At 63.0% G+C, this 13,217-nt stretch carries 10 protein-coding genes and 1 pseudogene; 4 read left to right on the forward strand and 7 right to left on the reverse strand.

The window, feature by feature from the left end:
• Position 1 precedes the first annotated feature (1 nt).
• The gene (locus JAB8_RS25885; protein WP_070221856.1) at positions 2 to 628 is read left to right on the forward strand and encodes a glycine zipper 2TM domain-containing protein; all 627 of its coding nucleotides are present in this window, start codon (positions 2 to 4) and stop codon (positions 626 to 628) included.
• Between the two features lie 234 nt (positions 629 to 862).
• Here the strand turns inward: JAB8_RS25885 and JAB8_RS25890 are convergent, their stop codons facing one another.
• The 6 genes from JAB8_RS25890 to JAB8_RS25915 all read right to left on the reverse strand — a co-directional run bounded on the left by JAB8_RS25890 (position 863) and on the right by JAB8_RS25915 (position 8,384).
• Positions 863 to 2,653: an acyl-CoA dehydrogenase gene (locus JAB8_RS25890; RefSeq protein WP_070292176.1), complete on the reverse strand. Its 1,791-nt coding sequence runs from the start codon at positions 2,651 to 2,653 to the stop codon at positions 863 to 865.
• 121 nt (positions 2,654 to 2,774) lie between these two features.
• Positions 2,775 to 3,707, reverse strand: coding sequence for an FAD-binding protein (locus tag JAB8_RS25895; RefSeq protein WP_034781780.1), 933 nt, complete (start codon positions 3,705 to 3,707; stop codon positions 2,775 to 2,777).
• Positions 3,708 to 3,747: 40 nt separating this feature from the next.
• Positions 3,748 to 4,497 (reverse strand): electron transfer flavoprotein subunit beta/FixA family protein, encoded by a 750-nt coding sequence (locus tag JAB8_RS25900; protein ID WP_070221859.1) that lies wholly within the window; start codon positions 4,495 to 4,497, stop codon positions 3,748 to 3,750.
• 243 nt (positions 4,498 to 4,740) lie between these two features.
• Positions 4,741 to 4,998: a sulfurtransferase TusA family protein gene (locus JAB8_RS25905; protein WP_225317265.1), complete on the reverse strand. Its 258-nt coding sequence runs from the start codon at positions 4,996 to 4,998 to the stop codon at positions 4,741 to 4,743.
• A gap of 207 nt (positions 4,999 to 5,205) precedes the next feature.
• Positions 5,206 to 7,818 carry an alanine--tRNA ligase gene (gene alaS / locus JAB8_RS25910; RefSeq protein WP_070292178.1) on the reverse strand — a complete coding sequence of 871 codons (2,613 nt, stop codon included), beginning with the start codon at positions 7,816 to 7,818 and terminating at the stop codon, positions 5,206 to 5,208.
• 119 nt (positions 7,819 to 7,937) lie between these two features.
• A complete protein-coding gene (locus JAB8_RS25915) occupies positions 7,938 to 8,384 on the reverse strand; it encodes a transcriptional repressor (RefSeq protein ID WP_070221861.1) in 447 nt (148 codons plus the stop codon).
• Positions 8,385 to 8,543: 159 nt separating this feature from the next.
• On the opposite strand from JAB8_RS25915, the gene JAB8_RS25920 reads away from it, so the two are divergent.
• Positions 8,544 to 10,601: a TonB-dependent receptor gene (locus tag JAB8_RS25920; RefSeq protein ID WP_070292180.1), complete on the forward strand. Its 2,058-nt coding sequence runs from the start codon at positions 8,544 to 8,546 to the stop codon at positions 10,599 to 10,601.
• A gap of 107 nt (positions 10,602 to 10,708) precedes the next feature.
• On the opposite strand, the gene ugpQ is transcribed toward JAB8_RS25920, so the two are convergent.
• Positions 10,709 to 11,452: a glycerophosphodiester phosphodiesterase gene (gene ugpQ / locus JAB8_RS25925; RefSeq protein WP_070292182.1), complete on the reverse strand. Its 744-nt coding sequence runs from the start codon at positions 11,450 to 11,452 to the stop codon at positions 10,709 to 10,711.
• A gap of 185 nt (positions 11,453 to 11,637) precedes the next feature.
• Here ugpQ and JAB8_RS25930 point away from each other — a divergent pair, with 185 nt between their 5' ends.
• Together JAB8_RS25930 and JAB8_RS25935 are read left to right on the forward strand one after the other, a co-directional pair.
• Positions 11,638 to 12,753 carry a histidine kinase gene (locus JAB8_RS25930; RefSeq protein WP_070292184.1) on the forward strand — a complete coding sequence of 372 codons (1,116 nt, stop codon included), beginning with the start codon at positions 11,638 to 11,640 and terminating at the stop codon, positions 12,751 to 12,753.
• Positions 12,750 to 13,130, forward strand: a pseudogene (locus tag JAB8_RS25935) (response regulator); the annotation flags it as partial. The gene JAB8_RS25930 and the pseudogene JAB8_RS25935, both read left to right, overlap by 4 nt.
• Positions 13,131 to 13,217 lie beyond the last annotated feature (87 nt).

Here is a 13,217-nt window from a genome sequence, read left to right on the forward strand (position 1 = left end):
CATGATTCGTCGCCCACTCATCCTCGCAGTCGCCGTCACGGCCCTGTTCAGCACATCCGCCTTCGCGCAAAACCTGTCGCCGAAGGCGCAATACGCGTACGACACGAAGCAAGCCAACACGCGCTATGCGGACGACAAGAAATTGTGCGCAGAAGAAAGCAGCTCGAAAGCCCGCATGCAATGCCTGCGCGACGCCAAGGGCGAATACGACCAGGCCATCATCAATGCCAAGGCCGCGCAAAAGGCGGGCAACTCCTACGCCAGCCAGCCCTCCAAGCAGCCGCAGCATCAGATTTGCGCCGATTGCGGCAAGGTGCTGGCAGTCAACGTCACTGAAAAAGCCGGTGAAGGCGGCGCACTGGGCATGATCGGCGGCGGCGTGGCCGGAGCCCTGCTGGGCCGCCAGGTCGGCGGCGGACGCGGCAAGGACCTGGCCACCCTGGCCGGCGCCGCTGGCGGCGCCTACGCGGGCAAGCAAGTCGAAGGCCACATGAAGAACGCCAAGACCTGGACCGTCACCGTGCAATACGAAACGGGCGCCAAGGCCGATTTCGCGTTTGACCAGGACCCTGGCTTGGCGGCTGGCGACTTGGTACGCAATTCGGGCAACGGCATCGCCCGCCGTTAAGAATGCAGAGTAAATCTGGGGTCAGTCCCTGTGGGATCGGAATGCGCGCCATTGGCGCACATTCCCCCGGCGGGTCTGACCCCGGCATTTGTCTTTGTGGTTAAAAAAAGCGCTGGAGAGCGATCTCCAGCGCTTTTTTTGCCTCTGCGGGCCTTCAGCACACTGCTGGGGTCAGACCCTCGCTAATGCCAACGTCAAACTCGGCGTTAGCGGACGAGGGGGGTCTGACCCCGGTTAAAACTGCTCTTCCGACAAGGCCATCACGCCGGCGCTGCCGTCGATGATGGTGGCGCGCAAGCCCGGTGCCTGAGACAGGATGTGGTCGGCAAAGAAGCGGGCCGTGGCGATCTTTGCCTTGTAGAACGCCGCGTCGCCGCTGCCCTCTCCCAGCTTTTGCTGCGCCACGATGGCCGCGCGCGCCATTTGCCAGCCGCCCAGCACGATGCCGGCCAGTTTCAGGTACGGCACGCTGCCGGCAAACACGGCCTTGATGTCCGTCTTCATGTTTGCCACCACATATTCCACGACCGCTTCCAGCGCGGCGCTGCCTTCGGCAAGGTGGCGCTGCATGGCCTGGAAGTCGGCGCCGGTCAGTTCGCCCAGCTGGGCTTCCGTGGCGCGCACCTGGGCGATGATGGCTTTTGCCACGGCGCCGCCGTCGCGCACCGTCTTGCGGCCCACGAGGTCGTTCGCCTGGATGGCCGTCGTGCCTTCGTAGATCGTCAGGATCTTGGCGTCACGGTAATGCTGGGCGGCGCCCGTCTCTTCGATGAAACCCATGCCGCCGTGCACTTGCACGCCGTCGCGCGTGACGTCCTGCGACATTTCCGTGGCCCAGCCCTTGATCACGGGCACCAGGTATTCGTACGTCGCCAGGCTTTCCGCGCGCACGTCGGCGTCCGGATGGTGGTGTGCCACGTCGCTGATGGCCGCGCCCACGTAGGCCAGCGCGCGCGCCGCCTCCGTCTGCGAGCGCATGGACATCAGCATGCGGCGCACGTCCGGGTGGTGGATGATGGAGACCGGACCAGGCGAGCCTGCCAGGTCGCGCGACTGCACGCGGTCCTTGGCGAACGCCACGGCCTGCTGGTAGGCGCGCTCGGCCAGGCCGATGCCTTGCAGGCCCACGCCGAAGCGGGCAGCGTTCATCATGATGAACATGTATTCGAGGCCGCGGTTTTCCTCGCCCACCAGGGTGCCGATGGCGCCGCCGTGGTCGCCGAACTGCAATACGGCCGTCGGACTGGCCTTGATGCCCAGTTTGTGTTCAATGGACACGCAGTGCGCGTCGTTGCGCGCACCGAGGCTGCCATCCGCATTGACGAGGAATTTCGGCACGATGAACAGCGAAATGCCTTTCACGCCGGCCGGTGCGTCCGGCGTGCGGGCCAGCACCAGGTGGACGATGTTTTCCGCCATGTCGTGCTCGCCGTACGTGATGAAAATCTTCGTGCCGAAGACTTTATAGGTGCCGTCCTCCTGCGGCACGGCGCGCGTGCGCACGGCGGCCAGGTCGGACCCCGCTTGCGGCTCCGTCAGGTTCATGGTGCCCGTCCACTTGCCGGAGACCAGGTTTTCCAGGTAGGTGGCCTTCTGTTCGTCGCTGCCGGCCGTCAGCAGCGCTTCGATGGCGCCGTCCGACAGCAGGGCGACCAGGGCAAACGAGATGCTGGCCGAATTGAGCATTTCGATGCAGGGCGTGGCCAAAAGCTTGGGCAAGCCCTGGCCGCCAAATTCCGTCGGATGCTGCACGCCCTGCCAGCCCGCTTCGCCGTAGGCCTTGAACGCTTCCTTGAAGCCTTTCGAGGTCGTGACCTGGCCGTCGTGCCAGAAGCTCGGTTCCTTGTCGCTGGGCCAGTTCAGGGGGGCCACCACGCCGCCGCAGAACTTGGCGTTTTCTTCCAGCACGGCTTCGGCCGTGTCGGGTGTCGCGTCTTCGCAGCCAGGCAAAGTATGGATTTCGGCCAGGCCGGCCAGTTCGTTCATGACGAACAACATGTCTTTCAGCGGGGCTTGATAGCTCATCTATTTCTCCAAGAAAAAAGCCACGCGCGGCTCGCCGTGTGGGGCGGGCCGGCGTGGCTTTGTAGTAAGAGCGTATCCCGGTAGAGGAATACGCTCTACACAAAACCGGATCGGGCGAGACTTAGCCCAGTTCTTTGACCAGTTGCGGCACGATCTCGAACAGATCGCCCACGATGCCGTAGTCGGCCACGGCAAAGATCGGCGCTTCCGGATCCTTGTTGATGGCGACGATGGTTTTCGAGTCTTTCATGCCGGCCAGATGCTGGATCGCGCCCGAGATACCGACGGCGATGTACAGCGATGGCGCGACGATCTTGCCCGTCTGGCCCACTTGCCAGTCGTTCGGCACGAAGCCGGCGTCGACGGCGGCGCGCGAAGCACCCATGGCGGCGCCCAGCTTGTCGGCCAGCGGCTCCAGGATGTGGAAGTTCTCGGCCGAACCCATGCCACGGCCGCCCGACACGATGATTTTCGCGGCGGTCAGTTCAGGACGGTCGGACTTGGCCAGTTCGCGGCCCACGAAGGCGGACTTGCCATTGTCGGCAACGGCGGCGACGGTTTCGGTGGCAGCCGAACCGCCGGTGGCGGCAGCGGCGTCGAAACCGGTGGTGCGCACGGTGATGACCTTGATCTTGTCGCCAGATTGCACGGTAGCAATCGCGTTACCGGCGTAGATCGGGCGCTCGAAGGTGTCAGGCGAGTCGACCTTGGTGATTTCCGAGATTTGCGCCACGTCCAGCTTGGCGGCCACGCGCGGCAGGATGTTCTTGCCGTAGGCGGTGGCTGGCGCCAGGATGTGGCTGTAGTTGCCGGCGATGGCCAGCACTTGCTCGGCCACGTTTTCGGCCAGGCCGTCGGCAAAGTATGGCGCGTCGGCCACGATGACTTTCGTCACGCCGGCGATTTGCGCGGCGGCAGCGGCGGCAGCCGAGGCGTTCGAACCTGCGACCAGTACGTGCACGTCGCCGCCGCACTGGGCAGCCGCGGTCACGGTGTGGTGGGTGCTGCCCTTTAAGGTAGCGTTGTCGTGTTCAGCAATAACTAATGCGACCATGATATGTCCTGTAATTGTTCTGGATAGACGGCAAAGCCGCTTAGATGACTTTGGCTTCGGTACGCAGCTTGGCGACCAGGGTGGCGACGTCCGGCACCTTGATGCCGGCCGAGCGCTTGGCTGGCTCGACGACTTTGAGGGTCTTCAGGCGTGGCGCAACGTCGACGCCCAGGTCTTCCGGCTTGACGGTCTCGAGCGGCTTTTTCTTTGCCTTCATGATGTTCGGCAAGGTCACATAGCGTGGCTCGTTCAAACGCAGGTCGGTGGTGATGATCGCTGGCAAGGTCAATGCCAGGGTTTCCAGGCCGCCGTCGACTTCGCGCGTGACGGTGACTTTGCCGTCTTCCAGCACGACTTTCGAAGCGAACGTGGCTTGCGGCCAACCCAGCAGGGCAGCGAGCATCTGGCCCGTCTGGTTGCTGTCGTCATCGATCGCCTGCTTGCCCAGGATGATCAGTTGCGGCTGTTCTTTCTCGGCCAGGGATTTCACCAGCTTGGCGACGGCCAGCGGTTCCAGGTCGGTCGTCGTTTCCACCAGGATGCCGCGGTCGGCGCCGATGGCCATGGCCGTGCGCAGGGTTTCCTGGCACTGCGTCACGCCGCAGGAGATGGCGACCACTTCAGTGACCTTGCCGGCTTCTTTCAGGCGCATCGCTTCTTCCAGCGCGATCTCATCGAAAGGGTTCATCGACATTTTGACGTTGGCGGTATCGACGCCAGTGCCGTCACTCTTGACGCGGACTTTGACGTTATAGTCGACCACGCGTTTGACGGGTACCAAGACTTTCATAGCTATGCCTTTGGGAAATTATAAAAATGACGGATCAAGTGCTGATTGTGCGTTCGATTATAAGAGAAATTTGAATCCTGAACCGAATTTAAGCACGATCGTGCGATTTTTTGTTAGAGCAATCCATCTAAACTGTCCAGCTTCGGGGATTTCAAGGGGGTCCGCCGCTACGCTGCAGGGCAGCAAAAGGGCTGGTTCGGGAAGGAAAACCAGGCCGCGCCACGGCGGCCCCGGCTGGCAGAATTATTTGCGTTGCATCAGGAAGACGAATTCGGTACCCGTCTGCACATGCGACAGCAGGGCATTGCCTGTTTGCTTGGCGAAAGCCTGGAAGTCGCGCACGGAACCGGGATCGGTTGCCATGATGCGCAGCACTTCCCCGCTCTGCAGCTCTGACAAAGCCTTTTTCGCCTTCAGAATCGGCAACGGGCAATTCAAGCCGCGCGCGTCGAGTTCTTTGTGAAATTCCATAATCTCGGTATCAAGTAGTGTGTCGCTCATCATCAATATCCCACCATTGTTTTGTTGTACTGATTTTCGACATACTACTCTAAATCAGGGGCATTGACGCGCTGCACCAAAATAGTTCATCGGCTGTTGTGGTGTCACAACGAGATTCCACACGGCAAAACGGCCCGCAAACACCGTCTGCGGGCCGTTTTCAAGGGGCTGTGGGGCGAAAACCCCGCATGCCTTCTAGCTTACGCCTTATTTTGCGCGTTCGCCGACCCAGGCCGGCACGCCGGCCAGGGCGTTCGCCAGGCCGCTCGGATCGGTGCCGCCGGCCTGCGCCATATCGGGGCGTCCGCCGCCTTTTCCGCCCACTTGCTGTGCAACGAAGTTCACCAGCTCGCCCGCTTTGACCTTGGAAGTCGCGTCCGCCGTCACGCCGGCGATCAGGCTGACCTTGCCGTCGGCCACGCTGGCCAGCACGATGGCGGCCGTCTTCAGCTTGTCCTTCAGCTTATCCATGGTTTCGCGCAGACGGGCCACGTCGGCGCCTTCCAGCACGGCCGCCAGCACCTTTATGCCGTTGACATCGACGGCTTGCGTGACCAGCTCATCGCCCTGGCCCGAGGCCAGTTTCGATTTCAGCGCGGCCAGTTCCTTTTCCAGCGCCTTCACGTGGTCCTGCACCTGGACGATGCGGGCCGTCAGTTCTTCCGGCTGCGCCTTCAGGGCGCTGGCTGCTTCGACCAGGCGGCGGTTGATGGTTTGCACCAGCGCCAGCGCGCCCTCGCCCGTCACCGCTTCCACGCGGCGGATGCCGGCGGCCACGCCGCTTTCGCCGATGATCTTGAACAGGCCGATGTCGCCCGTGCGCTGCACGTGGACGCCGCCGCACAACTCTTTCGAGCTGCCGATGTCGAGCACGCGCACTTCGTCGCCGTATTTTTCGCCGAACAGAGCCATCGCGCCATGCTTGACGGCGTCGTCAAACGACATCAAATGGGCTTGCGTGGCGCGGTTTTCCAGGATTTCCTTGTTGACGATCGTTTCCACGGCGGCGATCTGCTCGGCCGTCATCGGCGCATTGTGGCTGAAGTCGAAGCGGGTCTTGTCCGGGTCGACCAGCGAACCCTTTTGCGCCACGTGGCCGCCCAGCACTTCGCGCAAGGCCTTGTGCATCAAATGCGTGGCCGAGTGGTTGCGGATCGTGCGCGCGCGCTTGGCGGTGTCGACTTCGGCCGAGACGGCGTCCCCCACCTTCAGCACGCCCGATTCCAGCACCCCGTGGTGGCCGAACACGTCGGCCTGGATTTTCAGGGTGTCGCTGACGGCAAAGCTGCCGGCGCCCGAGGTGATCACGCCCTGGTCGCCCACCTGGCCGCCCGATTCCGCGTAGAACGGCGTGGTGTCGAGCACGACGATGCCGTCCTGGCCCGCCTTCAGTTCAGCTACCTGCGTGCCGGCTGCGTACAGCGCGACGACCTTGCTGCTGAACGTCAACTGGTCATAGCCGACGAATTTGTTTTTCTCACCCGTGTACTCGACCTTGCTGTCCTTGTGCGTCTTGCCGCCCTTGCGCGACAGTTCCTGGCTTTCCTTCAGGGCCGCATCGTAGCCAGCCTGGTCGAAACTGATATTGCGTTCGCGGCAGATGTCGGCCGTCAGGTCCGGCGGGAAGCCGTAGGTTTCGTACAAAGTAAAAGCGGTGGCGCCGTCGATGCCCGTGGCATCCTTGGCCAGCTGCGCTTCCAGCACTTTCATGCCCGTTTCCAGGGTTTCGCCGAAACGCTCTTCCTCGGCCTTGAGCATGTTGGCGACGTTGTCTTTCGCTTCTTCCAGCTCGGGATAGGCGCCGCCCATCTCGATGGCGAGATCGGCCACCAGCTTGTAGAAGAACGGTTTCGTCTGGCCCAGCTTGTGGCCATGGCGCAGGGCGCGGCGGATGATGCGGCGCAAGACATACGCGCGGCCTTCGCTGCCCGGGATGATGCCGTCGACGATCATGAAGGCGGCGGCGCGGATGTGGTCGGCGATCACGCGCAGCGACTTGTTTTCCAGGTCCGTGGCGCCCGTTTCGCGCGCGGCGGCGCGGATCAGGTGCTGGAACAGGTCGATTTCATAGTTCGAATGCACGTGCTGCAGCACGGCGGCCAGGCGCTCCATGCCCATGCCCGTGTCGACGCACGGCTTCGGCAGCTTGTGCATGACGCCCGCTTCGTCGCGGTTGAACTGCATGAACACCAGATTCCAGATTTCAATGAAGCGGTCGCCATCTTCGTCAGGCGAGCCCGGCGGGCCGCCAGGAATGTCGGCGCCGTGGTCGTAGAAGATTTCCGTGCACGGACCGCATGGGCCCGTGTCAGCCATCTGCCAGAAATTGTCCGATGCGTAGCGCGAACCCTTGTTGTCGCCGATGCGGATGATGCGCTCGACGGGCACGCCGATTTCCTTGGCCCAGATATCGTACGCTTCGTCATCTTCGATGTAGACGGTGACGGTCAGCTTGTCAGCCGGCAAGCCGTACACCTTGGTCAGCAGTTCCCATGCGTACTGGATCGCGTCGCGCTTGAAATAGTCGCCGAAGCTGAAATTGCCCAGCATTTCAAAGAACGTATGGTGGCGCGCCGTATAGCCGACGTTTTCCAGATCGTTGTGCTTGCCGCCGGCGCGCACGCAGCGCTGCACCGAGGTGGCGCGCGTGTACGGACGGCTGTCCGTGCCCGTAAACACATCCTTGAACTGCACCATGCCGCTGTTCGTCAACAGCAAGGTCGGATCGTTGCCTGGCACCAGGGAGCTGGAACGGACGATGGAATGGCCCTTGGACTCGAAAAATTTGAGGAACTTGTCGCGGATTTCAGTTGATTTCATGTTTTTTTGGCAAAGAGTGGCGGCAGCTTTAAAGGGAAGATTATACGTGATATGGGGTGCGGCATTGACGGCCGGCACGGGCATTGTTGCGCACGTGCCAACATCGGCAGCCTGCCCGCTCAGGCCGGGTCGTGGCCGCTGGCGCAGGCGTGCGGGGCGGCACCGGCGGCGACCGCACTGGCGCCGGCGGCCGCATTGCAATCGGCGCAGCGGCCGTACAGGGTCAGTTCGTGGCGCTCGACAATAAAGCCTTGCGGCGCCATGCGCTTCAAGTCGCCCGGGCAATCATGCACATCGAACACGCGCTGACACGTGGTGCACTGGAAATGGTGATGGTGGTGATTGGCGGCCGTGTTCGACTCGTAGCGCGGGTTTTCGCCCGGCAAGGTCACCACGTGCACCTTTTCCTCCAGCACCAAGGACTTCAAGTTGCGGTAAACGGTGGCGATGCCCAGCTGCGTCACCTGCAAGCTGGCCTGTTCGAGGATTTCCTGCGCCGACAGGGGGCGCTGGGCCGACTCGATGGCGGCTTGAATAGCGGTTTTTTGACGTGTTGTGCGTTCCATAGCCGACAGAATACACCATCCGCCTGTATCTACTGCCCGGAAAAACTGCCACACATTAATGATAATGGGTTATCATTATCATCTTAGGGCAGGCTATTTCCTGTTCATGCGCTGCCCCAACCCTGCCAACACCGATAGCTGATAAAGGAATTCTTGCCCATGTCCGTCCGTCCTCACCAACCCACTCCCCTCGCGCTGGCCATCATGCTGGCCTTTGCCGCCCCCGCCAGCGCCCTGGCGCAACAGGCCGCCACCTTGCCTGCCGTCACCGTTTCGGCCAGCGCACTGGCCCTGGGCAGCGACGACATGAGCACCCCCGTGACCGTACTGGAAGGCGAGGAACTGGTGCGCGCCCGCGAAGCGACCCTGGGCGAAACCCTGGCCGGCCAGCCCGGCATCACGTCCAGCCATTTCGGCGCCGGCGCCAGCCGCCCCATCATCCGCGGCATGGATGGCCCCCGTGTAAAGATCCTGTCCGACGGTGCCGAAGTGCAGGATGCCTCGACCATCAGCCCCGACCATGCCGTCGCGGCCGAACCGATGCTGTCGGAACAGATTGAAGTCTTGCGCGGCCCGTCCGCGCTGGCCTACGGCGGCGGCGCAGTCGGCGGCGTCGTCAATGTGATCGACAAGAAAATCCCCACCCGCGTGCCAGCCAAAGGCTTCGAAGGCAGCGCGGAAGTGCGCGCCAACTCGGCCGCGCGCGACAAGGCGGGCGCCTTTGAAGTGACTGGCGGCTCCGGCAACATCGCCTTCCACGCGGAAGGCGTCAAGCGCGATGCGAAGGAATACAAGGTCGGCAGCGGCTGGGAAGGCGGCTCCAAAGTAGCCGGCAGCTACAACAAGACGGACACGGGCAGCGTGGGCGTGTCGTGGGTGGGTGAACGCGGCTTCCTGGGCCTGGCCTTCACCAGCCAGCATGCGGAATACGGCTTGCCTGGCCACAACCACGAATTCGAAAGCTGCCACCCGCACGGCACGCACTTGCACTGCGGCGGCCACGAGGGCCACGGCCATGGCGGTGAAGACGAGCATGACCACGACCACGAAAATGGCGCCGTGCCCTACGTGAAGCTGAAAAGCGAGCGCTGGGATGTGCGCGGCGAATTGCGCGACCCCGTGCCCGGCTTCGCCAAGCTGCGCCTGCGCGCGTCGTTTACCGATTACAAGCACGATGAAATCGAAGGCACGGAAATCGCCACCACATTTAAAAACAAGGGCCACGACGCGCGCCTGGAAATGGAACACCATCCCGTCTTCGGCTGGCGCGGCGTGGTCGGCCTGCAAACGTCGAAGCGCGATTTCTCCGCCCTGGGCGAGGAAGCCTACGTGGCGCCGACGGTCACGAAGAAACACGCGGCCTTCCTGGTGGAAGAATACAAGCTCGACCAATGGCGCTTCGAAGCGGGCTTGCGCCACGAGTGGCAAGACATCGCGGTCGACAGCGCCACCCTGCAAGACCGCAGCGCCAAGGGCACGTCGGTCTCGCTGGGCGCCGTGTGGAAATTCGCGCCCCAGTATTCGCTCGGTTCGACCATTTCCCGCACGCACCGTTTGCCCAGCGCCGAGGAACTGTATGCGCACGGCGTGCACATGGCCACGGCCACGTATGAACTGGGCAATCAAAACCTGGGCAAGGAAACGTCGAACAATATCGACTTGACCTTGCGCAAATATGCGGGCGCCACGACCTTCTCGGCCAGCGCCTACCGCAACAAGGTCGACAACTACATCTTCGGCAGCACGCTGGACAGCCATGAAGGCTTCCAGCTGATCCAGTACGCCCAGCGCGACGCCACGTTCACGGGCGTGGAAGGGCAAGTGCGCCAGCAACTGAACCCCATGTTCGGCGCCAGCGTGTTCGGCGACTACGTGCGGGCCAAGCTGGCCAACGATGGTGGCAACTTGCCGCGCATCCCGGCCCAGCGTTTTGGCGTGAAGGTCGACGCCAACTGGCAGGCGTGGAGCGGCGTGGCCGAGTTCTACCGCGTGGGCAAGCAAGACAAGGTGGCCGCGTTCGAAACGGCAACCCCGGGCTACAACATGCTGAACCTGTCCGCCAACTACGACACGCGCATCGGCACCACGCCGGCCCAGTTCTACATCAAGGCGAACAACCTGACGAACGAACTGGCGTACAGCCATACTTCGTTCATCAAGAACGCGGCGCCTTTGACGGGGCGCAATGTCACCGTCGGCATGCGCGTGACTTTCTAAGCTGCTTGAAACGTAGGTCGGCTTAGCGCGCAAGCGCGTAAGCCGACAACACCAATAACGTCAACAATGTTGTCAGATTACGCGGGGCTTTGCCCCGTTAATCCGACCTACGCCATGGATGGAATAATATCGATCCTGTCCGTGCAAAAACCATCCACGCCCCAGGCCAGCAGTTCACTGGCCCGTTCCGGCGTGTTGACGGTGTAGCAAAACAGTCCGTATCCCGCCTCCTTGACCTCTCGCGCCAGTTCCGGCGTCAGCTGCTGGTGGTCGCAATGGAGCGCCACCACGTCCAGTTCCTTCGCCGTGCGCGCCCAGTCGTCCGGTATCTGTTCGACCAGCCAGCCGCGCGCCAGTTCCGGGGCCGCCTGGCGCGCCGCTTCCAGGGCGGCGATGCTGAACGACGAGAGCAAGGGCAATAACTCTCCTTCAGCAATTTCCTTTGCAAAATAATCGCGCGTGGCCCGCGCCACCGTCTCGCCCGTCGGCACGTCGAAGCCGGGCGCCGGCTTGATCTCGATATTCATCCAGATGTTCTGCGCCTTGCAATACGCCGCCACGGCCTCGAACGTGGGCACGCCCTCGCCCGCAAACTGCGGGCCGAACCAGGCGCCCGCCTCCATCGTTCCCAGCTGTGCGGCCGTGTAATCGGTGACGTGGCCGCTGCCGGCCACCGTGCGGCCCAGCTCGGGGTCGTGCACGACGACGGGCACGCCGTCGGACGCCAGCATGACGTCGAATTCCACGGCGCGGTAGCCGTAAGCCAGGCCGCAGCGCAGGGCGGCCAGGGTGTTTTCAGGCGCCAGGGTGCCGCCGCCGCGGTGCGCCAGGGTGCGTGGATAGGGCCACATGAGGATTCCTTTATAGCAAAGACTGTCTTGCCATACTATCCCGCGCCCATCGTGAAAAGTAAAGCGGCTCCGTTTGGCGGCGCGATGTTGCGAATGGCGACGCGCCGGCACCGTTTCGTCGCAGCCCTGTTGCGCCCTGGCCTGCGCTGGCACACAATGCCCCATCGCTACCAGCAGACACTTCCATGAACTCCGACGCCCCTTCCGCCGACGCCCCCGCCAGACGCCGCTTTCCCTACTACCGCATGCTGCTCGACTCTCGCTATGCGCTGGTGCTGAACGCGATCTGCGCGCTGGTCATTACCTTCATCCTCAATCCGGGCAGCCATTTCGGACAAAACCTGATCGCCTCGATGTGCATCGGCACGATCGCCTTCCTGCTGATCGACGGCATGCGCCTGACTTTATGGGGTGCGGACCAGCGGCCCAGACTCCTGCCCTTCATGCTCATCATCCTGCTATCCGTGCCCGTGGCGCAAATGCTGGGCCTGGTTCTGTTCGGCTGGCTGACGGGCGTGGACGTGGGCGGCTTCGACAAGCTGTTGCCCACGCAAATGATGGGCACGCTCGTGTTCACCCTGCTGGCCACGGGCGGCGCCGTGCTGTTTTTCTCCAGCCGCGAAAAGATTGCCCGCCTGCAAATGATCGCCGCCGAGGAAAAGGCCCGCGCCGAATCCGTGGCGCGCCAGGCCATACAGGCGCAGCTGCAATTGCTGCAGGCGCAGATCGAACCGCACATGCTGTTCAACACCCTGGCCAACCTGCAGGGCCTGATCAGCTTTGATCCGGACCGCGCCCAGCTGCTGCTCGACCAGCTGATCCAGTACCTGCGCGCCACCTTGAGTTCCTCGCGCGCCGGGTCCACCACCCTCGCGCAGGAGTTTTCCCTGATGCAAGCCTACCTGGGCCTGATGTCGATACGCATGGGTGCGCGCCTGAGCTATGCGCTGGACTTGCCCGAGGCCTTGCGCGATATCAAGGTGCCGCCCATGCTGCTGCAGCCGCTGGTGGAAAACGCCATCCAGCACGGCTTGGAACCGAAGATCGAAGGCGGCCATATCCACGTGCAGGCATCCACGGACGGCAGCGTGCTGATCCTGACGGTTGCGGACGATGGTCTGGGCCTCGACCATCCGGGCCAGACCAAGGGCACGCAGCTGGGCGTGGCGAATATCCGCGAACGGCTGCACGGCATGCATGGCGAAGCCGCCAGCCTGTCGCTGATCGCCAATACGCCGGCAGGCGTCATCGCCCGCCTTCACTTACCGATACACTCCACCACCACGAGCCCCACGCCATGACCAGTTCCACCCCGCGCGCCCTGATCGCCGAAGACGAACCCATACTCGCCGCCGCCCTCGCGCATGCCCTGCACCGGCTATGGCCGGAACTCGACATCGTTGCCACCTGCGCCAATGGCGTGGAAGCCTTGCAACAAGGCCTGGCGCTGCAGCCCGACATATTATTTCTCGACATCAAGATGCCGGGCAAGACGGGCCTGGAAGCGGCCGAGGAACTGGCGGAGCAGTGGCCGGACGGCGTCGCGTTCCCCCATATCGTGTTTGTTACCGCCTACGACGAATATGCGCTGGCCGCCTTTGAGCACGCGGCCGCCGATTACGTCTTAAAACCCGTCAACGATGCGCGCCTGGGCAAGACGGTGGAACGCTTGCAGCAACGCCTGCGCGACAGCGCCGGCGCCAGCGGGAGAGCAACGCCAGCGGCGGCAGCGGCGGCAGCACGGACAGCGAAGCGCTGATGCCGA

This window comes from Janthinobacterium sp. HH106 (assembly GCF_001758725.1).
Taxonomy (GTDB): Bacteria; Pseudomonadota; Gammaproteobacteria; order Burkholderiales; family Burkholderiaceae_D; genus Janthinobacterium.

Coding starts and splice junctions, on each gene's coding strand:
- JAB8_RS25920 (WP_070292180.1), top strand. CDS start 8,544: ATGTCCGTCCGTCCTCACCAACCCACTCCCCTCGCGCTGGCCATCATG.
- JAB8_RS25900 (WP_070221859.1), bottom strand. CDS start 4,497: ATGAAAGTCTTGGTACCCGTCAAACGCGTGGTCGACTATAACGTCAAA.
- JAB8_RS25915 (WP_070221861.1), bottom strand. CDS start 8,384: ATGGAACGCACAACACGTCAAAAAACCGCTATTCAAGCCGCCATCGAG.
- alaS (WP_070292178.1), bottom strand. CDS start 7,818: ATGAAATCAACTGAAATCCGCGACAAGTTCCTCAAATTTTTCGAGTCC.
- JAB8_RS25905 (WP_225317265.1), bottom strand. CDS start 4,998: ATGAGCGACACACTACTTGATACCGAGATTATGGAATTTCACAAAGAA.
- ugpQ (WP_070292182.1), bottom strand. CDS start 11,452: ATGTGGCCCTATCCACGCACCCTGGCGCACCGCGGCGGCGGCACCCTG.
- JAB8_RS25930 (WP_070292184.1), top strand. CDS start 11,638: ATGAACTCCGACGCCCCTTCCGCCGACGCCCCCGCCAGACGCCGCTTT.
- JAB8_RS25895 (WP_034781780.1), bottom strand. CDS start 3,707: ATGGTCGCATTAGTTATTGCTGAACACGACAACGCTACCTTAAAGGGC.
- JAB8_RS25885 (WP_070221856.1), top strand. CDS start 2: ATGATTCGTCGCCCACTCATCCTCGCAGTCGCCGTCACGGCCCTGTTC.
- JAB8_RS25890 (WP_070292176.1), bottom strand. CDS start 2,653: ATGAGCTATCAAGCCCCGCTGAAAGACATGTTGTTCGTCATGAACGAA.